This window comes from Thioclava sp. IC9, assembly GCF_002213225.1.
Classification (GTDB): Bacteria; Pseudomonadota; Alphaproteobacteria; order Rhodobacterales; family Rhodobacteraceae; genus Thioclava; species Thioclava nitratireducens.
Map to the genome: position 1 here is coordinate 248,751 of NZ_NBNX01000004.1, position 20,462 is coordinate 269,212.

At 63.6% G+C, this 20,462-nt stretch carries 18 protein-coding genes; 6 read left to right on the top strand and 12 right to left on the bottom strand.

What is annotated here, in order from left to right; translation table 11 throughout:
• Positions 1 to 10: 10 nt before the first annotated feature.
• The gene (locus B6V76_RS12580; RefSeq protein WP_088727588.1) at positions 11 to 925 is read right to left on the bottom strand and encodes a peptidylprolyl isomerase; all 915 of its coding nucleotides are present in this window, start codon (positions 923 to 925) and stop codon (positions 11 to 13) included.
• Between the two features lie 181 nt (positions 926 to 1,106).
• Between B6V76_RS12580 and secA the strand changes: the two genes are divergently transcribed.
• Positions 1,107 to 3,809 (top strand): preprotein translocase subunit SecA, encoded by a 2,703-nt coding sequence (secA, locus tag B6V76_RS12585; RefSeq protein ID WP_088719888.1) that lies wholly within the window; start codon positions 1,107 to 1,109, stop codon positions 3,807 to 3,809.
• Positions 3,810 to 4,014: 205 nt separating this feature from the next.
• Entirely contained in the window at positions 4,015 to 5,004 is a 990-nt protein-coding gene (locus B6V76_RS12590) for a hypothetical protein (protein WP_088727589.1), read from the top strand.
• Here B6V76_RS12590 and radC read toward each other — a convergent pair.
• The 3 genes from radC to dnaK form a co-directional block, all read right to left on the bottom strand.
• Positions 4,995 to 5,756: a DNA repair protein RadC gene (radC, locus tag B6V76_RS12595; RefSeq protein ID WP_088727697.1), complete on the bottom strand. Its 762-nt coding sequence runs from the start codon at positions 5,754 to 5,756 to the stop codon at positions 4,995 to 4,997. The genes B6V76_RS12590 and radC overlap by 10 nt on opposite strands.
• A gap of 95 nt (positions 5,757 to 5,851) precedes the next feature.
• Positions 5,852 to 7,015, bottom strand: a complete 1,164-nt coding sequence (gene dnaJ, locus B6V76_RS12600; RefSeq protein WP_075775235.1) for a molecular chaperone DnaJ — start codon at positions 7,013 to 7,015, stop codon at positions 5,852 to 5,854.
• A gap of 74 nt (positions 7,016 to 7,089) precedes the next feature.
• On the bottom strand, positions 7,090 to 9,006 hold the full coding sequence (gene dnaK, locus B6V76_RS12605; RefSeq protein ID WP_088719886.1) for a molecular chaperone DnaK: 1,917 nt from the start codon (positions 9,004 to 9,006) through the stop codon (positions 7,090 to 7,092).
• 182 nt (positions 9,007 to 9,188) lie between these two features.
• Here dnaK and B6V76_RS12610 point away from each other — a divergent pair, with 182 nt between their 5' ends.
• Positions 9,189 to 9,824, top strand: a complete 636-nt coding sequence (locus B6V76_RS12610) for an alpha-ketoglutarate-dependent dioxygenase AlkB (RefSeq protein ID WP_075775237.1) — start codon at positions 9,189 to 9,191, stop codon at positions 9,822 to 9,824.
• Between the two features lie 66 nt (positions 9,825 to 9,890).
• On the opposite strand, the gene B6V76_RS12615 is transcribed toward B6V76_RS12610, so the two are convergent.
• Positions 9,891 to 11,033: an alkane 1-monooxygenase gene (locus tag B6V76_RS12615; protein WP_088727590.1), complete on the bottom strand. Its 1,143-nt coding sequence runs from the start codon at positions 11,031 to 11,033 to the stop codon at positions 9,891 to 9,893.
• Positions 11,034 to 11,091: 58 nt separating this feature from the next.
• On the bottom strand, positions 11,092 to 12,144 hold the full coding sequence (gene mutY / locus B6V76_RS12620) for an A/G-specific adenine glycosylase (RefSeq protein WP_088727591.1): 1,053 nt from the start codon (positions 12,142 to 12,144) through the stop codon (positions 11,092 to 11,094).
• An 83-nt stretch (positions 12,145 to 12,227) separates the two neighbouring features.
• On the opposite strand from mutY, the gene B6V76_RS12625 reads away from it, so the two are divergent.
• The gene (locus tag B6V76_RS12625; protein WP_240497857.1) at positions 12,228 to 12,776 is read left to right on the top strand and encodes a DUF721 domain-containing protein; all 549 of its coding nucleotides are present in this window, start codon (positions 12,228 to 12,230) and stop codon (positions 12,774 to 12,776) included.
• Positions 12,777 to 13,454, top strand: coding sequence for a DsbA family protein (locus tag B6V76_RS12630; RefSeq protein WP_075775241.1), 678 nt, complete (start codon positions 12,777 to 12,779; stop codon positions 13,452 to 13,454).
• 48 nt (positions 13,455 to 13,502) lie between these two features.
• Here the strand turns inward: B6V76_RS12630 and lpxK are convergent, their stop codons facing one another.
• From lpxK to B6V76_RS12650, 4 genes are all read right to left on the bottom strand, one after another.
• A complete protein-coding gene (lpxK, locus tag B6V76_RS12635) occupies positions 13,503 to 14,492 on the bottom strand; it encodes a tetraacyldisaccharide 4'-kinase (RefSeq protein WP_088727592.1) in 990 nt (329 codons plus the stop codon).
• Complete coding sequence (locus tag B6V76_RS12640) at positions 14,492 to 15,730, bottom strand: glycosyltransferase N-terminal domain-containing protein (protein WP_075775243.1); 1,239 nt, start codon at positions 15,728 to 15,730, stop codon at positions 14,492 to 14,494. Before B6V76_RS12640 ends, lpxK begins: the two co-directional genes overlap by 1 nt.
• A gap of 7 nt (positions 15,731 to 15,737) precedes the next feature.
• On the bottom strand, positions 15,738 to 15,995 hold the full coding sequence (locus B6V76_RS12645; protein ID WP_075775244.1) for a DUF4170 domain-containing protein: 258 nt from the start codon (positions 15,993 to 15,995) through the stop codon (positions 15,738 to 15,740).
• Positions 15,996 to 16,082: 87 nt separating this feature from the next.
• Positions 16,083 to 16,904 (bottom strand): sugar phosphate isomerase/epimerase family protein, encoded by an 822-nt coding sequence (locus B6V76_RS12650; RefSeq protein ID WP_088727593.1) that lies wholly within the window; start codon positions 16,902 to 16,904, stop codon positions 16,083 to 16,085.
• Positions 16,905 to 16,981: 77 nt separating this feature from the next.
• Between B6V76_RS12650 and zapE the strand changes: the two genes are divergently transcribed.
• Complete coding sequence (gene zapE / locus B6V76_RS12655) at positions 16,982 to 18,073, top strand: cell division protein ZapE (RefSeq protein WP_088727699.1); 1,092 nt, start codon at positions 16,982 to 16,984, stop codon at positions 18,071 to 18,073.
• Here the strand turns inward: zapE and B6V76_RS12660 are convergent.
• Both B6V76_RS12660 and B6V76_RS12665 read right to left on the bottom strand, forming a co-directional pair.
• Positions 18,070 to 19,092, bottom strand: a complete 1,023-nt coding sequence (locus tag B6V76_RS12660; protein WP_088727594.1) for an LLM class flavin-dependent oxidoreductase — start codon at positions 19,090 to 19,092, stop codon at positions 18,070 to 18,072. The two genes, zapE and B6V76_RS12660, sit on opposite strands and share 4 nt — an antisense overlap.
• Before the next feature lie 92 nt (positions 19,093 to 19,184).
• Positions 19,185 to 20,456: a folylpolyglutamate synthase/dihydrofolate synthase family protein gene (locus B6V76_RS12665; RefSeq protein WP_088727595.1), complete on the bottom strand. Its 1,272-nt coding sequence runs from the start codon at positions 20,454 to 20,456 to the stop codon at positions 19,185 to 19,187.
• Between the last annotated feature and the right edge of the window lie 6 nt (positions 20,457 to 20,462).

Sequence of the window (20,462 nt, forward strand, 5' to 3'; positions counted from 1 at the left end):
TTTTGATCGATCAGTTGCTACCCAGGATGGACTGATCTTTCAGAACGCTCGGATCAATCCCGTCGGTCATCTTGTCGATTTTGGCTTCGTCCACAACAGCCTTTACGCGGTTTTGCACAGCCTCCTGGCGAATATCGCCAACCAGCTTCTTGCGCACATCGGCCAGTTTCGGGGCATCGACCATCTTGGTGCCGAGCAGCTTCACCACGTGCCAGCCGTATTGGGTCTGGATCGGACCGGCGACTTCGCCTTCCTTCATGCCCGCGACCTCGTCCGCGAAGGGCTTGACCATCGCGTCGAGCTTAAACCAGCCCAGATCGCCGCCATTCGCCGCAGCGCCATCGGTCGAGTTCTTCTTCGCCAGTTCCGCGAAGTCGGCGCCGTTATCGATCTCTTTCTTGATCTTCTCGGCCTCTTCCTTGGTTTTCACGATGATATGGGCGGCGTGATATTCCTTGGTCGGCTCGGCCTTGGCATATTTGGCGTCATAGGCTTTCTGCACGGCTTCGTCGGTCACGGCCTTGTCTGCGGTGTAGTTGAGGAACGCACCCGACAGGTAAGCGCGCTTTTGCACTTCGAGGGCGATCTTATCGCGCTGGGTGATGCGCTTTTCCTCGAGCTGTGCGAGGGCGGTCTGCTGGATCAGCTGCTGCAGGACGCCGTCGAACAGCTTGTCGTCGGGGAGCTGCTGGTATTGCGCGGGCAGGCCGTCGCGCACGGTTTGCATCATGCCAAGCGTGATGTCCTGGCCATTGACGGTAGCCACGACAGTGTCGGCGCTCAGGTCGGTGCGCGGCTTGGCGGCGGTTCCCGATTTCGCGGTATCCCCAGCGGGTGCAGGCGCTTTTGCGTCCTCTGCCTGTGCGATTCCGGCAGTCATCGCGCAGATCGCTACGCTCGCAAGCAGTTTCGTCAGATTCGGCATCCTTGCCACTTCCTTTCTGCCGCGTCTTTAGGCGGCGTTGACACTCTGGCAGTCGCCCCTTACATCGCCAAGGGTCTGTAAGAGCCGTTTCGGCCTTGTTTCGCTAGCTCTTCTAGGCAAGCAAACCCTATGCGGCAAGGCACAGGGAATAACGATCTGGTCAGCTACCCTCGGAGATTACATGCTCGGCATCGGAACACTCGCGAAGAAGGTCTTCGGCACGTCGAATGATCGTAAGGTGAAATCGGTGCGCCCGCTGGTGGCCAAGATCAACGCGCTGGAGGAGGAATACGCAGCCCTCTCCGACGAACAGATCATCGAAAAGACGCGCGATTTTCAGCGCCGCGTGCAGGAAGAGGGCGAGAGCCTCGACAAGATTCTGCCCGAAGCCTTCGCCAACTGCCGCGAAGCCGCGAAGCGTGCACTCGGCCTGCGGGCCTTCGACGTGCAGCTGATCGGTGGCATCTTCCTGCATCAGGGCAACATCGCCGAGATGAAGACGGGCGAAGGGAAAACCCTCGTCGCGACCTTCCCGGCCTACCTGAACGCGCTGGCGGGCAAGGGCGTGCATGTCGTCACCGTGAACGACTATCTCGCGCGGCGCGACGCGGAATGGATGAGCAAGGTCTACGGTGCGCTGGGTCTGACCACCGGCGTCGTCGTGCCCTTCCAGGCCGAGCCCGAGAAGAAGCAGGCCTACGCCGCCGACATCACCTATTCTACGAATAACGAGCTCGGCTTCGATTATCTGCGCGACAACATGAAGACGTCGGTCGACCAGATGATGCAGCGCGGCCATTTCTACGCGATCATCGACGAGGTCGACTCGATCCTCATCGACGAGGCGCGCACGCCGCTGATCATCTCTGGCCCGTCCGACGACCGCTCGGAGCTGTATATCACGCTCGACAAGTTCATCCCGAGCCTGACCGAAGATCATTACACCATCGACGAGAAGGCCCGCACCGCGACCTTCACCGAAGAGGGCAACGACTTCCTCGAAAACCTCCTGCTGGAGGCAGGCGTTCTGCCCGAGGGGCAGTCGCTTTACGATCCGGAAAGCACGACCATCGTGCACCACGTCAACCAGGCCCTGCGCGCCCACAAGCTGTTCTTCAAGGATCAGAACTACGTCGTGCAATCGGGCGAGGTCGTGCTGATCGACGAATTCACCGGCCGGATGATGAAGGGGCGCCGCCTCTCGGAAGGGCTGCATCAGGCGATCGAAGCCAAGGAAGGCGTCGATATTCAGCCCGAGAACGTGACGCTCGCCTCGGTCACCTTCCAGAACTACTTCCGTCTCTACGACAAGCTGGGCGGCATGACCGGCACCGCGGCCACCGAGGCCGAGGAATTCGCCGAGATCTACTCGCTGGGCGTGGTCGAGATTCCGACCAACCGTCCGATCGCGCGGAAAGACGAACATGACCGCGTCTACCGCACGGCGCAGGAGAAATACGACGCTGTCGTTGAGGCGATCAAGAAGGCCCACGAGAAGGGGCAGCCGATGCTGGTCGGCACCACCTCGATCGAGAAATCCGAGATGCTCTCGGATATGCTCAAGAAGGCCGGTATCAAGCACAACGTCCTCAACGCCCGTCAGCACGAGCAGGAAGCGACCATCGTCGCCGAGGCCGGTCGTCTGGGTGCGGTGACCATTGCGACCAACATGGCTGGTCGCGGCACTGACATTCAGCTCGGCGGTAATGTCGAGATGCGCGTTCAGGACGAACTCGCTGCGAATCCCGACGCCGATCCCGAAGAGGTCCGCAAGCGGATCGACGCGGCGACCGCCGAGGAAAAGGCGAAGGTTCTGGAAGCGGGCGGCCTGTTCGTTCTCGCGACCGAGCGCCACGAAAGCCGCCGCATCGACAACCAGCTGCGCGGCCGGTCGGGCCGCCAGGGCGACCCGGGCCGCTCGCTGTTCTTCCTGTCGCTGGAAGACGACCTGATGCGGATCTTCGGCTCCGACAAGCTCGATTCGGTCCTCTCGAAGCTGGGCATGAAAGAGGGCGAAGCGATCGTCCACCCGTGGGTGAACAAGTCGCTCGAGCGTGCGCAGGCGAAGGTCGAAGGCCGCAACTTCGACATCCGCAAGCAGCTTCTGAAATTCGATGACGTGATGAACGACCAGCGGAAAGCGGTCTTCTCGCAGCGTCGCGAAATCATGGAAACCGAAGAGGTCGGCGAGATCACCCGCGATATGCGCGTGCAAGTGATCGAAGATCTCGTGGACCGCTACATGCCGCCGAAATCCTATGCCGATCAATGGGATGTCGAAGGGATGCATCAGGCGGTGATCGAGCAGCTCAACCTCGACGTTCCGATCGCGGAATGGGCCGAGGAAGAGGGCGTCGATCAGGAGGTCGTCACCGAGCGTCTCGAAGAGGCGACCGATACGCTGATGGCCGAGAAAGCCGAAGCCTTCGGTGCCGACACGATGCAGATGATCGAAAAGCAGGTCCTGCTGCAGATCATCGACGCGAAATGGCGCGAACATCTGGTTACGCTCGATCAGCTGCGCCAGACCATCGGTTTCCGCGGTTATGCGCAGCGCGATCCGCTTTCGGAATTCAAGACCGAGGGCTTCCAGCTGTTCGAGATCATGCTCGACAGCTTACGCTCGGACGTGACCCAGCAGCTGGCCCGCATCCGCCCGCTAACCGAAGAAGAGCAGGCGCAGATGATGCAAGCGCAACAGCAGCAGCTCGCGCCCGCCGAGGCGCCGGCGGCCGAGGCTGCGCCCGAGGTCGAGGTGGTGGGAGAGCCGCTGCCGGGCTTCGATGAGACCAATCCGGCAACCTGGGGCGAGCCGTCGCGGAACGATCCCTGCCCCTGCGGCTCGGGCAAAAAGTTCAAGCATTGCCACGGGCAGCTCGTTTGACACAACTCTGACGAGAATATGGCAAAGTTGAGGCGGCTTCGGCCGCCTTTTCCATATCTTGTTGGAGTCGTTGACTCTCTTGGCAGGGTGACCCCACCCAAAGCCAGCTATGGGTGCACGATTTCCCCAATCGCGCCCCAGCTTCGCCGCTTTCGGCCATTAGGAAAAAATTAAGCAGTTTTCTAAGACCGAGTTCGAGGCGGCGATGCGCACCATTCGCAAGATTTCCATGATCGGAGCGACATTCCTGCTCGCCGCCGCGACTGGTCATGTGATGCAAAGCGTGGGCCCGCGTCCGCAACTCGGTGCGTCTTTGGTCGCCAGCTCGGTCGGAAGCGAGTCCTGGGAAAAGCGTGCCGCGCCGCCCCGCGAAGAACCGAAGGTCCGGCTGATTTCGAAAACCGTGCTTCGCAATCCTCCGGTCTATCATTTTGCGGCCGATCCCGGCGTCGGGATCGTTCCGGCGACTGTGCGCACCTCTGGCGACCAGTTCAACGCGCCTCTGCCGCAACCGATGCCGCTGAAAACCGGTGCCGCCGATTGCGACAACCCGGTGCTGTCGGTGAGCCCAGTCGGAGACGGCTTGACCAAGCTGGAACTGAACGCGCCGTGCCATCCCGATACGAATCTGGCGATCCGTGACGAATCGCTCTCGATCGCGGGACAAACGGATGCGTCGGGGGTTTTCGAGGCGGTGCTGCCGCTTCTCGCGCCCACGACATCGCTGCAAGTCACTGCCGACGGTGCGATGATCGCGCAGCTGGAAGCCGGAGCCTCCGGCCTTGATAAGATCAACCGGGCGATCTGGGTGACGAAAGCCGAGAGCCCTTTGCATCTCAACGCCTATGAGAACGGCGCGCAGTTCGACGACGCTGGCCACCTCGACGCGACGAAGCCGCGTTCGCCGGACACGTCGCTGGGCGGGTATATGCAAAGCTTCACCGCCGCCGATGGAAAGCGCATCGAGATCTATACTGCGCCCAAGACCCTTACAGATCTCCGGCTGCAATTGGAGGCGAGTTTTTCGCCCGAGGATTGCGGTAAATCCGTCGGCGGGCGTCTGATGCGGATGCATGGCACGGGGACTGCCGCGATGCCGATCACGCTCGATCTGCCCGCTTGCCCCTCCGATGGCGGCACGGTGGTTCTGCCGCTTGACGGGTTCGAATCTCAGGGCCTGACCGCTCAAAAGTAACCCTCCGAGCGTAGGCTGATCTCGCAACCCTTTCCGAGGATCAGGTGATCATGAAGCACGATGCCGAAGAGCTTCGCTGCCTCGTCGATCTGTCGGGTCAGGACGATGTCCGCCTCTGACGGAGTGGGATCGCCAGAGGGATGATTATGGACGAGGATCAGCGCCGAGGCATTTGCCTCCAGCGCACGCTTCATCACCTCGCGCGGATAGACCGGGACGTGATCGACCGTGCCGCGGCCCTGTTCCTCATCCGCGATCAGCGCGTTTTTCCGATCCAGCAGCAGCAGGCGAAATTGCTCCGTCTCGGCATGGGACATCGCCATGTGGCAGTAATCGACAAGCGCCTGCCACGAACTGAGCACGGGGCGATGCATTACCTTCGACCGCGCGAGCCTTTGTGCTGACGCCTCGATCAGCTTCAACTCGATCACCACAGCCTCCCCGACGCCGGTCACCTGTCGCAGCCGGTTCGGCGGGGCGGAGACCACCCGCCCGAAATCGCCAAAGGTCTGGATCAGGCGGCGGGCGAGGGGCTTCACATCCTGCCGGGGAATGGCGCGAAACAGCACCAGTTCGAGTAGCTCGTAATCGGGCAGGGCCTGCGCGCCGCCTTCCATGAACCGCGTGCGCAGCCGGTGCCGGTGGGCGCGCAGATAGGAAGGTTTGGACGCACGTGTCGGGGGGCGGATCGCGGTGCTACCGGCAAACAGCGGTAGTGGAGGTTCCTGCATATGATGCGGCGTCTGGTCCATGAAACAGACCATGAACGATTCGGATTGAAGAAAGCCTTAATCGCCCTCGGTCAGACCAAGAAAAAAGGCGCCCGAAGGCGCCTTTCCTATGTCTGTCACTGGGTCATGCCATCCCAGAAGCTTTTGACTTTCTTAAAGAAACTCGCACCTTCCGGGTTGTTCTCGGCTTCGATCCCCTGGAACTCCTTGAGGATTTCCTTCTGCCGTGCGGTCAGGTTCACCGGGGTTTCGACGGCCAGTTCGATGAACATGTCGCCGGACCCGCCGCCGCGCAGCGCGGGCATACCCTTGCCGCGAAGGCGCATCTGGCGGCCCGATTGGCTGCCTGCCGGGATTTTAACGCGGCTGCGGCCACCGTCTATCGTCGGCACTTCGACCTCGCCCCCAAGGGCTGCGGTCGCCATGCTGACCGGCACGCGGCAATGCAGATCGGTGCCTTCGCGTTCGAAGATCGCGTGCGGCTGGACCTCGATGAAGATGTAGAGATCGCCCGACGGACCACCACGCAGCCCCGCCTCGCCTTCGCCGGCGTGACGGATGCGGGTGCCGGTCTCGACCCCCGGAGGGATGTTGACCTGAAGCTGGCGATCGACCTCCACGCGACCTGCGCCATGGCAGACCTTGCAGGGGTTCTTCACCACCTGACCCTGACCACCGCAGGTCGGGCAGGTCCGCTCTACCGTGAAGAAGCCGTTCTGCGCGCGCACCTTGCCCAGACCGGAACAGGTCGGACAGGTCTGCGGCTCGGAGCCGCCCTCCGCGCCAGAGCCGTTACACGCCGTACAAGCGGCCGAGCTCGGCACGTTGATCGTCTTGTGGGTGCCGCGATACGCCTCTTCGAGCGTGACGCGCATGTTGTAGCGCAGGTCGGAGCCTCGCTGTGCGCGCGAACGCCCACCGCCGGGACCGCCTCTGCCGCCGCCCATGAAGTCGCCGAACAGGTCTTCGAAGACGTCGGAGAAGGCCGAGGCGAAGTCGCCCTGACCGCCCGCGCCGCCATAACCGCCGCCCGGACGCCCGCCGCCCATGCCGCCTTCGAACGCCGCATGACCGAACCGGTCGTAAGCCGCCTTCTTCTCGGCGTCCTTGAGGACGTCATAAGCCTCGTTCACTTCCTTGAACTGGGCCTCGGCATCGGGATTGTCGGAATTTCGATCGGGATGAAGCTCTTTCGCCTTCTTGCGATAGGCTTTCTTGATCTCTTCGGCCGAGGCGCCTTTGGCAGTTCCCAGAACGTCGTAATAGTCGCGTTTTGCCATTGGTTACCCCCTTGGCGGAACGCAGGCGGGCCCGCCCTTGGAAAAGGCAGGCCCGCCCGACATTCCATGCGCAATTACTTGCGCTCGTCCTCGCCCAGATCTTCGAAGTCAGCGTCGACGATATCGTCATCGACATCGCGCGGGCTGTCTTCGTCGTTGGAGCTCTCGCCCTGACCGGCTTTCTCCTGCTCGGCCTTGTAGATGGCCTCGCCGAGTTTCATCGCCGCATCCGTCAGGTTCTGGATCGCGCCTTTGATCTTGCCGGCTTCATCGGTCTTGAGGGCTTCCTCAAGCGCGTTGGCCGCGAGTTCGATCGCTTCGACGGTCGAGGCATCGACCTTGTCGCCATGCTCTTCGAGCGACTTGCGGGTCGAGTGCAGCAGCGATTCGCCCTGGTTCTTGGTTTCGACCAGTTCCTTGCGGGACTTGTCCGCGTCGGCGTTCGCCTCGGCGTCCTGAACCATTTTTTCGATCTCTTCGTCAGACAGGCCGCCGGACGCCTGGATCGTGATCTTCTGCTCCTTGCCGGTGCCCTTGTCCTTCGCCGAAACGGAGACAATACCGTTCGCGTCGATGTCGAAGGTCACTTCGATCTGCGGCATGCCGCGCGGGGCCGGCGGGATGTCCTCGAGGTTGAACATGCCGAGCATCTTGTTGTCGGCAGCCATCTCGCGCTCACCCTGGAAGACCCGGATCGTCACCGCGTTCTGGTTGTCTTCCGCGGTGGAGAACACCTGGCTCTTCTTCGTCGGGATCGTCGTGTTGCGATCGATCAGGCGGGTGAACACGCCACCCAGCGTCTCGATGCCGAGCGACAGCGGCGTCACGTCGAGTAGGACGACGTCTTTCACGTCACCTTGCAGAACGCCGGCCTGAATGGCCGCACCGAGCGCCACGACCTCATCCGGGTTCACGCCCTTATGGGGCTCCTTGCCGAAGAAGCCGGTCACTTCCTGCACGACTTTCGGCATACGGGTCATACCGCCGACGAGCACGACTTCGTCGATCTCGTCCTTGGAGACGCCGGCATCCTTCAGCGCGGCGGCGCAGGGTTTCAGCGAGGCCTTGATGAGATCGCTCACGAGGCTCTCCAGCTTCGCACGGGTCAGTTTCATGACCATGTGCAGCGGAGTGCCGTCCTTGCCCATCGAGATGAAGGGCTGGTTGATCTCGGTCTGGCTCGAGCTCGACAGTTCGATCTTCGCTTTCTCGGCAGCTTCCTTCAGACGCTGCAGCGCCATCTTGTCCTTGGTGAGGTCAACGCCATGCTCTTTTTTGAACTCGTCAGCGAGGTAGTTGACGATGCGCATGTCGAAGTCTTCACCGCCGAGGAACGTATCGCCGTTGGTCGATTTCACTTCGAAGAGACCGTCGTCGATCTCGAGGATGGTGATGTCGAAGGTACCGCCGCCGAGGTCATAGACCGCGATGGTTTTCGATTCTTTCTTGTCGAGGCCATAGGCCAGCGCAGCCGCGGTCGGCTCGTTGATGATGCGCAGCACTTCGAGACCGGCGATCTTGCCAGCGTCTTTGGTGGCCTGACGCTGGGCGTCGTTGAAGTAGGCAGGCACGGTGATGACGGCCTGCGTGACTTCTTCGCCCAGATAGCTCTCGGCGGTTTCCTTCATCTTCTGAAGGATCACGGCCGAAACCTGTGCGGGGGAATATTTCTCGCCCTTCACTTCGACCCATGCGTCGCCATTGCCGCCGTCGACGATGGAATAGGGAACGAGTTTCTTGTCCTTCTCGACTTCCGCGTCCGTGGTGCGGCGACCGATCAGGCGCTTCACGGCGAAGACGGTGTTCGAGGGGTTGGTGACCGCCTGGCGTTTCGCCGGCTGGCCGACCAGACGTTCGTCGTCAGTATAGGCGACGATCGAGGGGGTGGTGCGTGCCCCTTCGGAGTTTTCGATCACTCGGGGCTGTGCGCCATCCATGATGGCGACGCAGGAGTTCGTGGTCCCGAGGTCGATACCAATGACTTTACCCATGATGTTACCTCTCTTGGCGATATGACGGGGAACGGGTCCATTCAGGCCCCCGGCCCCTATCCCTTGGGTTTCGGTTTCATGTTCTGCTATCTGGCGGTGTGGTCCGCCATCGGCTTCGAAGCGTATATAAGGAGGGGAAAATCGGCCTGCAAGAAGGCTCCCCCGAGGAAGATTGCGAGAAAATGACAGAAAATCCGAAACACGCAATATCTCGCCCCGACCCGCAGGAGATCCGTGGCTTCCGGCATTACCCCGGCTGGCTCGGTCTCGAGGAGCAAAAGGCGCTGATCGAGACGCTGCGTAGCGTCGTCACGCAGGCACCGCTTTTCTCGCCGATGACACCTTACGGCAAGCCGATGTCGGTGCGCATGACCTCGGCCGGGCGCTTCGGCTGGATCTCCGACCGACGCGGCTACCGATATTCCGAGACTCATCCCGACGGGCAGCCGTGGCCCGCGATTCCGCAACCGATCCTCGATATCTGGGAGGCGGTCTCGGGCACGAGTCGCGCCCCCGAATGCTGCCTCATCAACTTCTACGGCGAAGGTGCGAAGATGGGGATGCATCAGGATCGCGACGAGCAGGATTTCGACCAGCCCGTTGTCTCGGTCTCGCTGGGCGATGACGGGCTGTTCCGCATCGGCAACCGTACCCGCGGCGGAAAGACCGAAAGCATCTGGCTGCGTTCGGGCGACGTGATGGTGATGGGGGGCGAGGCGCGGCTCCTTTATCATGGAATCGACCGCGTGAAGCCCGGCACCTCGCCGCTGATGCCGAAGGGCGGGCGGATCAACCTGACGATGCGCGTCGTGACCTGAGGCCTGTGCGGGCTGCGCCGGCGGGAGCCTCCGGCGGGGATATTTTCATCAAGAGGAAGGGGCGCGTCAGAAAGAGCCGCGCGGCAACGGCGTCATGCCCGTGTTATAGGGCGTCCAGTCCTCGACATCCGGGTAGTATTTCCGCCGCCACGCCCGCACGCGCGGGTTCATCCGGCGGCGCCAGAGCGGCGGGATCATCGCGAGCGCCGTCATACCGGGATAGCCGAAGGGCAGCTGCGGGGCTTCCTCGGCATCGTAGGTCTGCAGCAGCGGGAAGCGGCGATCGGGTTTGTAATGGTGATCTGAGTGGCGCTGCAGGTTGATCAGCAGCCAGTTCGAGGCCGTGTGATCGGCGTTCCAGCTATGGCGCGGGAGGACATGTTCGTAACGCCCCTCGCCCTTGTATTGCCGGGTCAGGCCGTAATGCTCGACATAGTTGGTCAGCTCCAGCTGCCAGACCGCGAAAAAGGCCTGCAGCAGGAACAGGCCGAGCCCCATCCATCCGCCGAGCAGCGCCGCCATGACCAGCGCCAGCACCTGCAATGCGCCGTAGCGCCAGAACGGGTTGGAGCGGTGCCAGACAGGGCGGCCCGCGCGGCGCAGCTTCAGCTTCTCGGCTCTCCAGGCGGAGCGGGGGCACTCGAAAATCACCCGCCAGAAGAAGCGGTGAAACCCCTCATTATAGCGCGCCGAGACCGCATCGCGCGGCGTGCCGACCCAGAGGTGATGGACCAGCAGATGCTCTGTCCTGAAATGGGAATAAAGGACTGTGGCCAGCAGCAGGTCGCCCAGCCAGCGTTCCAGCCTGGACTTCTGGTGGAGCAGCTCATGCGCATAGACTATGCCGATCGTGCCCGAGATCACGCCCACGCCGAACATCAGGGCGACGATCTCGAAGCCGTTCAGGTGATCGGTATGCGTCACCCACCAGATCGTGCCGAAGATCACTGCCGCCTGAATCGGGAACCAGATCAACGTGATTGCGCGATACCAGAACAGGTCGTCCTCGGGCGTTTCCGTGTCGGGCTGGTCCTCGTTATGCCCCAGCAGCTGGTCGAGCACCGTCGTCAGCCACCACGCATAGGCGGGCAGCAGGATCAGGGTCCAGCCGCCGACCCACGCCTCGATCCCCGCCAGCGGCACGGTGCCGAGCGATAGCCAGAAGGGCAGGGCGTGCGAGGGGCGGCGGATTTCGTCGCGGCTGGACATCGGGGCCTCGTGAGCGATGCGGGCGCGGTCATACTAGCCGAACGCTAACCCGATACAATCATTCAGCTTGCGACCCATCGGCGCTCTGCGCGGCATCCCAGACCTTGCGCATCAGGGTGGGCAGATCGCCCGGGCGGAAATCTGTCCGCGAGGTCATGGACTCGGTCTCCTTGCGGGCGACATGGACCTGAAGGATCAGATGGAAATGGGTGAAGGTGTGGCGCACCTCGACGGGGGAGAGAATCCAGTCGGCCTGCACCGGCGGGGCGGGTGTCGGCGCGTCGGACCAGTCCGAGCCGGGAAAGCCTAACGTGCCGCCCAGAAGCCCCTTGTCCGGGCGACGTTCCAGCAGCACGTCGCCTTGAGCGTTCATCACCACATAGGCAAAGCCGCGACGGGTCGGCTTTTCTTTCTTTGGGGCTTTGCGCGGCAGCGTCTCGGCAATACCGGCGGCACGCGCGGTGCAACTGTCGATCAGCGGGCAGATGCCACAGGCCGGGTTGCGCGGCGTGCAGATCGTCGCGCCCAGATCCATCATCGCCTGAGCGAAATCTCCGGGTCGGTCCTCGGGCGTGATCTGCGCGGTCAGGTCGGTCAGTTCCGCTTTCGCGCCGGGAAGGGGCGTGTCGACGGAGAAGAGGCGCGAAACCACGCGCTCCACATTGCCGTCGACCACGGCGACGGGCTCGTCATAGGCGATTGCGGCGATGGCTGCGGAGGTATAGGGGCCGATGCCGGGCAGCTTTTGCAGTTCCGCCGCGCTTTCGGGGAAGCGACCGTCCATATCATCCGCCACGACACGCGCGCATTTCAGCAGGTTGCGGGCGCGGGCGTAATAGCCGAGCCCCGCCCATTCTGCCATCACGTCGCCGTCTTCGGCTGCCGCCAATGCACCTACATCGGGCCAGCGCTCGGTGAAGCGGCGGAAATAGTCGCGCACAGCGGCGACCGTGGTCTGCTGCAGCATCACCTCGGAGAGCCAGACGCGGTAGGGGTCGGGTCGCTCGCCCTCTGCCCGATCCGCAGGCGATACGCGCCACGGCATGACGCGGGCATGGGTGTCGTACCAGTTGAGCAGGGTTTCGCCGATTGCCCCTTTACCGTCACGCAATGTTTATGCTCCCCTCTTGCCGACCGGTTGGCCCGGCCCGATGTGCTGCCTAGAATGGGATGGATCAAGAGGAACCGCCCCGAATGAGTAAAAGCGACCCGCAAAAGATGCCGGATCGGCGGATGCGTGGCTTTGAAGCCGCGGGCGGGCTGCTGCGCAACCGGATCCGAGCCGCGGGCGAAGCGCGGGGTTTCGCGGTGTCGCGTCTGCTGACCCATTGGGCCGAAGTCGTGGGTCCTGAGACGGCCGCGCAATGCCGCCCGGTGAAGATCGGCTACACGAAAGGCGGCTTCGGGGCGACCCTTACCCTGCTGACCACCGGGGCGGCGGCGCCGATGCTGCAGATGCAGCTGCCGCAAATCCGTGACAAGGTGAATGCCTGCTACGGCTATAACGCGATCTCGCGTATCTCGCTGACGCAGACGGCGCCGACCGGCTTTGCCGATGGTCAGGCGCAATTCGCACCGAAACCGAAACCTGAACCCAAGGCGCCCGATCCCCGTATCATCGAAGAAGCGAAGGCGCGCGTTGCGGAATGTAGCGATGCCGGTCTGAAATCGGCGCTGGAAGAACTGGCAAGAAACGTTCTATCGAAGTCCGCAGAGCGGGCTGGACAGAAGAAAGGCAGATAAATGAGCAAAACTCTTTCGATCCTCGGCGGCGCGGCCGTTATGGGCCTCCTCGCTACGGGCGGCTGGTACGCCAGCCAGCATAGCGAAGCGAGCCTGATCACTGCGGCGCAAGCGCAGGAAGCCACGGCGAGCAAAGATGTCGAGACTCTGCCCGACGTGGTTCTCGGTCAGGAAGATGCGCCGGTCACGGTGATCGAATACGCCTCCTTCACCTGCCCGCACTGTGCGGAATGGCACAAGGTCGAGTATCCGCAACTGAAGAAGAACTACATCGATACCGGCAAGGTGAAGTTCATCCAGCGCGAAGTCTATTTCGACAAGTTCGGCGTCTGGGCGGGTCTGATCGCGCAGTGCGGCGGCGACCCGAAATATTACGCGATCTCGGACATGATCTATAACAAGCAGAAGGAGTGGATCGGCGACGGCAAGCCGCAGACCATCGCGGACAATCTGCGCAAGATCGGCCTGCAGGCCGGGCTGAGCAACGATCAGGTCACCGCCTGCATGAACGACGAGAAGCGCGCTGAGAAGATGGTCGCGACCTTCCAGAAGAACGCGGGCGACGACAAGATCGACGCGACGCCGACCTTCATCATCGATGGCGAAAAGCATTCCAACATGGCTTGGGACGACTTCAAGAAGATTCTCGACGACGAGCTGGCGAAGCAAGCCAACTGAGCTTTTGTACAGATCAAGCGAAGGCCGGTCCCGCGGGGCCGGCCTTTCTCATATCCCGAGTTGGTCGAGCGCGGCGTCGAATTCTGCGGAGTCGTCGATCGCAAGCCGCACGGGCAGCGCGAGAACCTTCGGACGGAAGCTGTCGGGCAGGCGCACCGCATCCTTCTCGGTCGTGACCATCTGCGCGCCGAGCATGTCGGCCTCCGTCTCGATCCGTCGCAAGAGGCGCGTCGTGAAAGGCTGGTGATCTTCCAGCGCCTCGCCGCGCAGCAGGTTAGCCCCGAGACCGCGCAGCGTGGCGAAGAATTTCTCGGGATGGCCGATGCCCGCGAAGGCGAGGACGGGAAGCCCTTCCCAATCCATGCCCGTCTGCAGCGGCGCGAGTTGGCCCGTCAGGTGCGGTTTAGAAATTCTGGAACCCCAGAAATTCGTGAAATCTGCCTGTGCGGTCTCCGGTCCGATAGACAGCAGGAAGTCCGCGCGGGCCATCCCAGCCTCGATCGGCTCGCGCAGCGGTCCGGCGGGCAGACACCGCCCGTTGCCGAAACCCTTATGGGCGTCGACCACCACGATGGAGATGTCTTTCTCCAGCGTGGGGTTCTGATGGGCGTCGTCCAGAACGATCACCTGTGCCCCGGCGGCGACCGCGGCGCTCGCCCCGGCAGCGCGGTCTCGCGCGACCCAGACCGGTGCGAAGGCGGAAAGCAGCAACGGCTCGTCTCCGGTCTCTTCGGCGCGGTGGCTGCGCTCGTCGACCCGCACCGGCCCTTCGAGCGATCCGCCATAGCCGCGTGTGACTACATGCGCCGTCACACCGCGTGCCGCCAGCCGCTGCACCAGCCAGATCACCGTCGGCGTCTTGCCCGTCCCGCCCGCGTTGATATTGCCGACCGAGATCACCGGCACGTCGAGCCTCAGACCCGGCTGCGCCACACGCCGCTTCGTCATCGCTGCGTAGATTGCCCCAAGCGGAGACAGCAGCCGCGCCCGCAAGCCCGGCGCATCGGGGGCGTTGAACCAGAAACCGGGCGCGCCCATCACGCCACCCTTGCGGGCTGAGTGCCCGACAGGATCTCGGCAAGATCGCGGGCGATGGTCTCCACCGCACCGGCCCCGCCAGACGTCACGGCCCAGGCGTTATGGGCGAGTTGGGCGGAGCGTTCGGGCGCGATCAGGTCGGCCACCACTTCGGGCAGATCCTCCGGCACCACGACGCCGCGACAGGCTTTCGCGGCCTCGAGCCGCAGGTAATCCTCGCGGAAAGGCGCAAGTTTCGGGCCATGCAGGATCGCCGAGCCAAGTGCCGCCGCCTCGACCGGTGAGCGCGGCGACTGTGCGGTCCCCGACAAAGTGCCGCCCATGTAGCTGAGCGCGGCGAGCCGATACCACAGCCCGTATTCCTGCGCGTCGTCCGCGATGAAAATCTCGGTCGTCAGTTCCGGCTCGCCCTCGAGCGAGCGGCGCGCGACCGACCAGCCCTCGGCGGTCAGTTGCGCGGCAAGGGTTTCGCCTTGGGATTCATCATCCGGCACGAGCAGAAGCAGCAGCCGATGCGCGTGGCGCTGAGCGTAGCGATGCGCCGCCGTCACCGGGCCGACTTCGGCCTCGGGCACGGCTGCGGCCAGCCAGACCGGACGCGCGCCCATCGACTCGGCCATCGAGGCGCGCTCGGCCTCGGACCCGTGAAGCGGCTGCGGTGGCTCGCCGAGCGCGCCATCATTGACCACGATTACCGGGCCGCTCAATCGGTCGTCCACCCGTTCTAGGCTCGCCTCGTCTCGCAGGTAAATGCGGTCGATTCGGCCCAGCAGCGCCAGCGAGACGTCGTCGAGCCGCAGCCCGTCCTGCCCGCCGAATTTCGCGTCGGCCAGCACGCTGGCGATACCGCGGGTTTGCGTCTCCGCGATCAGGGCGGCGGGCAGCGTTTCGTCCATGATGAGCACGAGATCGGGGCGCCACGCATCCAGCACGAGACGGACGGAGGCCGGGCGATCCTCGGGGGCGGCGCGCAGGAAAACCTGATCGGGCAGCCCATCCGGCGCGCTCTCCGAGCCGCGCACCGTCATCGCGATGCGGATATCGGGCATCCGCGCCGCGACCCTGCGCGCGACCAGCCCGGCGGCCTCCGCGCATGTCCCCGCAGCCCAGATCCACAGTAGCGGGGCGTCGGCGCGATCTTCCCCCTGACCGGCCTCGACCGCGGCTTTCGCCTTGGGTCCCGCAGGACGCAGGGCCGAGAGCCGCAGTCTGAGCCAGAGAGGAAGAGAGCCCGCCATGCCAGCCTTAGCTGCCGAGCTCTTCGGTGGTCGAAACCTCGAGCTCTTCGTCGCGCAGGCGATGCAGGTGCGCGATGAAGTAGCGGGTGTGGGCGTCGTCGACGGTACGCTGCGCCTCGGCCTTCCACGCGGCATAGGCGGAAGCGTAGTTCGGATACATCCCGACGATATGGATATCGTCGACATTCTTGAATTCGGTGCGGCTCGGGGTCACCAGCTCGCCGCCGAAGACGAGGTGAAGACGTTGCGGGGTCTTTTTGGCCATGTGAACTCCTGTCGGCTTTTCTGCGGCGCAGAGATTACGCTTTGCCCTCACCCTTCACAAGGAGAGGGCCGGGGCCGCACGTAGCCGTTACCGCGCCAGTCCCAGAGACTCCAGATATTCCGCGCCTTTTCTCACCCCAATCTCGTCATTCACTTCGAGGATCAGGCGAGGCATCTTGGGCAGCTTGCCAAGCGCCTTGAACACCGAATGCCACGCGATCGTGCCCTCGCCCGGGTGCCAGTGGCGGTCGCCATAGCCGTCGATATCCTGCAGGTGGACATGCTCCAGCGCCGCGCCCGCCGCATGGACGAACACATCGACCGGCGGCGCGCCGCAGCGGCGATGCATGAACTGCGCATGGCCCGTATCGAGCGAAACCTTCACCGCTTCGCTCTTCATCTTCGCGGCCAGTTCGACGCGAAGGTTCGGCGTGATGTCCTCGCAATTCTCGATGACCAGCGTCACGCCCAGTTCCTCTGCCCTTTCGATCACCGGGGTGAGGACATAGCGCACGCGTTCGACCTGAATGAACGCGTTCGCGGGGTTCTGCTCCAGATCGGCCTCCTTCCAGAGGGTGTAGGGCGAGTGAATCACCATCTGATCGCCGCCCAGTTCCGCCGTGATCTCCAGCACACGCAGCATCCGGGCGCGAATGATCTCGACGATCTCCGGGTCGGCGCAGTCGATGTTGAAGGAGGTGAACGGCCCATGCAGCCCCAGCCGTCCGGTATAGCCGTCGAGCAGGTCTTTCGCGCGTGCCACCATCTTGCGCAGGTCCGCATCCGTCGCGTTCGGCCAGCAGAAGCTCTGCAATTCCAGATCGCGCTGATCGGCGACGATCCAGTCGCGATGATGCGCGAGCATATCGAGGCTCAGCGCAGCGCCGAGCAGCGGTAATTCCTTGGCCATGGGGTCCTCCTCCGGATCGGATGCTCGCGCAAGCCGCGGGGCTTTTCAATCCCGTGAGCGCGCTATATCGGAACGTCATGAAACGCAGCCTGCCCGAGTTTTACGAGTCCATGGTGGATAACGGGGACCTCAACCCCGATCCCGCCCAACGCTCCATTTTGCCCGAACTGGAGCGCGTGCGCCGCGCGCTGGAAAATGCCCCCGCCGCCGAGCCGGTGAAACGCGGCTTCTTCAAGCGCAAGATCAAGCCGGTCGAAGGCGTGCGCGGCCTCTATATCTGGGGCGGTGTCGGGCGCGGGAAATCCATGCTGATGGACCTGTTCTTCGGCCAGACCGACGTGCCGAAACGCCGGGTGCATTTCCACGCCTTCATGCAGGAAGTCCAAGGCAAACTCGACGATGCGCGCCGCGCCAATACCGTGGATGCGATGCGCCCCGTGGCCGAAGAGGTGGCGGGCTCGCTGCGGCTCTTGTGCTTCGACGAGATGCAGATCACGGACATTGCCGATGCGATGATCGTGGGGCGTCTCTTCGAGGCTCTGTTCGAGCGTGGCGTGACTATCGTTACGACGTCGAACCGCGTGCCCGAGGACCTCTACAAGAACGGACTCAACCGGCAGCTATTCCTGCCCTTCATCGGGCTGATCCGCGAGAAGCTCGACGTCTACGAGTTGGCCTCCGAAAACGACTATCGTCAGAACCGTCTGGCCGGGCAGCAGGTCTATTTCACACCGGCGGGCCGCGAGGCGCGCGCGAAGATGGATGCGCTTTGGGATGAGCTGACCGGGGGCGATCATCACGGCAAGCTCGATATCCCGGTGAAGGGACGCTCGGTCGAAATCCCGCATTTCCACAACGGGGTCGGTCGTGCGAGCTTCTGGGATCTCTGCGCGCAGCCGCTGGGTCCTGCGGATTACCTCGCCATCGCGGATGCGGTGAAGGTGCTGTTGCTCGATGATATCCCGCTGCTCTCGGCCTCCAACTTCAACGAGGCGAAGCGCTTCGTCACGCTGATCGACGCGCTCTACGAGGCCAAGGTCCGGCTGATCTGCTCGGCCGCGGACGAGCCCGAGCGGCTTTACGTAGAAGGCGAAGGCACGTTCGAATTCGAGCGCACCGCCAGCCGCCTGCGCGAGATGCAGGCAGACGGCTGGGCGGCGGGGGCTTAAGCCAGCATCTCCGCCAGAAGCGGGCGCACCTTGGTGCCGTAAAGCTCGATCGTCTTGCGCAGATGCGCGGGGTTCTGCGGCCCGCCGCTGTATTTCAGCGTGAATCGCGACAGACCCAAGGCTTTCACCGTCCGCGCGATCTTGCGCGCCACGGTTTCCGGGCTGCCGACATAGAGCGAGCCATGCTCGATCTCCGACAGGTAGGCCTCGCGCCGGAATGGCGGCCAACCGCGCGAGCGCCCGATCATGTCATGCATCCGCGCGTAGCCTTCGTAGAATTCTTCCTGCGCGATCTCGTCGGTCTCGGCGATATGGCCGGGAGAGTGGACACCGATCTTGCCGGGCTTGGTGCCAAGCTGCTCATGCGCGCGGCGATAGAGGTCGACATGCGGTTTGAACCGGGTCGAATCCCCGCCGATGATCGCCAGCATCAGATCCATCTGCATCGCGGCGGTCTCGACCACCGATTGCGGCGAGCCACCGACCCCGCGCCAGATCTGCAGCGGCGTCTCGGGGCGCGGATAGACTGTGACGTTCTTCAGCGGCGGGCGCATCTGCGCATCGAAGCTGACCTTCTCCTGCGTCGCGAGCAGATGCAGGATCTGCGATTTCTCGGTGAACAGCGCCTCGTAATCGTTCAGGTCGAGCCCGAAGAGCGGGAAGCTCTCGGTAAAGGAGCCGCGCCCGATGGTGATCTCTGCCCGCCCCGGCGCCAGCGCGTTCAGAGTGGCGAAGCGCTGGAACACGCGGATCGGATCGTCCGAGGACAGCACCGTCACGGAGGTGCCCGCCTTGATCTTTTCGGTGCGCGCGAGGATCGCAGAGAGGATCGGCTCGGTCGAGGAGATTGCGAAATCGGGGCGGTGATGTTCGCCCAGACCGATGTAATCGAGCCCGACCTGATCGGCGAGCTCGCCTTCGGCCAGCGTGTCGCGGATCACCTCGGCATGGCTGCGCAGCAGGCCGTCCTCGCCGCGCGTCACATCGCCGAACGTGTCGATCCCAAGCTCAAGCTGCATGGTGGTCTCCTTTCCTGTTCACGCGAAGATAGGGGCGCGGGCGCAGGTCAGCCACCGGCATACTCGCACAGAGCTCGTGCAAGGCCGCAGCTTCAGCCGTTCTCGCGCAGCACCCGGCCCGCGAGATAGAGCGAGCCGCAGATCAGGATGCGGGCATGCGGATGGATCGCGACGATCCCCGCGATGGCCGAGCCGACCGAGGCCGCCGGGCGTGCCTCGATGCCGACCGCGCGCGCCGCTTCGGCGGTGTCTTCCGCCGAGAGGGTGTTCGCCTCGCCAGGGATCGACACGGCTAGAAGGTTCGCTGCGTGAGGGGCCAGGGGACGCAGATACCCGGTCACGTCCTTGGTATTCAGCATGCCGCAGATCAGGTGGGTCGGGCGCTGCGGCAGCGTGCCCAGCGTCTTCGCGATCATGTCGCCCGCCGCCGGGTTATGGCCGCCATCGAGCCAGACCTCGGCCTCGGGCGCGCCGTCGACCAACGGTCCGTGGCGCAGCCGTTGCATCCGCGCGGGCCATTCGGCCTTCGTCACGGCTGCCTCGCAGGCGGCTTCGTCAAAGCCCAGGTGCCGCAGCGCCGCGAGCGCTGCCCCGGCATTCGCGATCTGATGCGGGCCGGGCAGGTTCGGCAGCGGCAGATCGAGCAAGCCGTTCTCGTCCTGGAAGATCAACCGGTCGCGCTCTTCCCAGACCTGCCAATGCTGGCCATGCACCAAAATCGGCGCGCCGAGCTTTTCCGCCCGCGCCTCGATCACGTCGAGCGCCCCCTCCTGCTGGGGACTGACCACGCAGGCCACGCCGCGCTTGAGGATCCCGGCCTTCTCGCCCGCGATCTCGGCCAGCGTCTCGCCAAGGAATTGCTGATGGTCGATCGAGACCGGCGTGATGATGCTCAGCGCGGGTTTGTCGATCACATTGGTCGCGTCGAGCCGCCCGCCGAGACCCACTTCCAGCAGCGTGTAATCCGCAGGCGTCCGGGCAAAGGCCAACAGAGCCGCCGCCGTCGTCACCTCGAAGAAGGTGATCGGCTTGCCGCCATTCGCCGCCTCGACCTCATCAAGCAGCGCGGCCAGATCGTCCTCTGAGATCAGCGCTCCGGCGATCCGGATACGTTCGTGGAAGCGCGCAAGATGCGGCGAGGTATAGGCGTGGACGCGCTTGCCCGCAGCCTCCAGCCCGGCCCGGATCATCGCCTGGGTCGAGCCCTTGCCATTGGTGCCCGCAATATGGATTACCGGCGGCAGGTCGCGCTCGGGATGGTCGAGATCCTCAAGCAGCCGCTCCATCCGGTCGAGCGACAGGTCGATGACCTTGGGATGCAGCGCCATCAGGCGGTCGAGAATATCATCGGAGCTTTGCGTCATCGGCCC

What these genes read in the sequence shown, in the direction of transcription:
- B6V76_RS12665 (WP_088727595.1), bottom strand. Translation starts at nt 20,456, where the DNA reads ATGACGCAAAGCTCCGATGATATTCTCGACCGCCTGATGGCGCTGCAT.
- radC (WP_088727697.1), bottom strand. Translation starts at nt 5,756, where the DNA reads ATGGACCAGACGCCGCATCATATGCAGGAACCTCCACTACCGCTGTTT.
- B6V76_RS12610 (WP_075775237.1), top strand. Translation starts at nt 9,189, where the DNA reads ATGACAGAAAATCCGAAACACGCAATATCTCGCCCCGACCCGCAGGAG.
- B6V76_RS12630 (WP_075775241.1), top strand. Translation starts at nt 12,777, where the DNA reads ATGAGCAAAACTCTTTCGATCCTCGGCGGCGCGGCCGTTATGGGCCTC.
- dnaK (WP_088719886.1), bottom strand. Translation starts at nt 9,006, where the DNA reads ATGGGTAAAGTCATTGGTATCGACCTCGGGACCACGAACTCCTGCGTC.
- B6V76_RS12650 (WP_088727593.1), bottom strand. Translation starts at nt 16,904, where the DNA reads ATGGCCAAGGAATTACCGCTGCTCGGCGCTGCGCTGAGCCTCGATATG.
- zapE (WP_088727699.1), top strand. Translation starts at nt 16,982, where the DNA reads ATGAAACGCAGCCTGCCCGAGTTTTACGAGTCCATGGTGGATAACGGG.
- B6V76_RS12590 (WP_088727589.1), top strand. Translation starts at nt 4,015, where the DNA reads ATGCGCACCATTCGCAAGATTTCCATGATCGGAGCGACATTCCTGCTC.
- B6V76_RS12640 (WP_075775243.1), bottom strand. Translation starts at nt 15,730, where the DNA reads ATGGCGGGCTCTCTTCCTCTCTGGCTCAGACTGCGGCTCTCGGCCCTG.
- B6V76_RS12580 (WP_088727588.1), bottom strand. Translation starts at nt 925, where the DNA reads ATGCCGAATCTGACGAAACTGCTTGCGAGCGTAGCGATCTGCGCGATG.
- B6V76_RS12645 (WP_075775244.1), bottom strand. Translation starts at nt 15,995, where the DNA reads ATGGCCAAAAAGACCCCGCAACGTCTTCACCTCGTCTTCGGCGGCGAG.
- B6V76_RS12625 (WP_240497857.1), top strand. Translation starts at nt 12,228, where the DNA reads ATGAGTAAAAGCGACCCGCAAAAGATGCCGGATCGGCGGATGCGTGGC.
- B6V76_RS12615 (WP_088727590.1), bottom strand. Translation starts at nt 11,033, where the DNA reads ATGTCCAGCCGCGACGAAATCCGCCGCCCCTCGCACGCCCTGCCCTTC.
- dnaJ (WP_075775235.1), bottom strand. Translation starts at nt 7,015, where the DNA reads ATGGCAAAACGCGACTATTACGACGTTCTGGGAACTGCCAAAGGCGCC.
- secA (WP_088719888.1), top strand. Translation starts at nt 1,107, where the DNA reads ATGCTCGGCATCGGAACACTCGCGAAGAAGGTCTTCGGCACGTCGAAT.
- B6V76_RS12660 (WP_088727594.1), bottom strand. Translation starts at nt 19,092, where the DNA reads ATGCAGCTTGAGCTTGGGATCGACACGTTCGGCGATGTGACGCGCGGC.
- lpxK (WP_088727592.1), bottom strand. Translation starts at nt 14,492, where the DNA reads ATGGGCGCGCCCGGTTTCTGGTTCAACGCCCCCGATGCGCCGGGCTTG.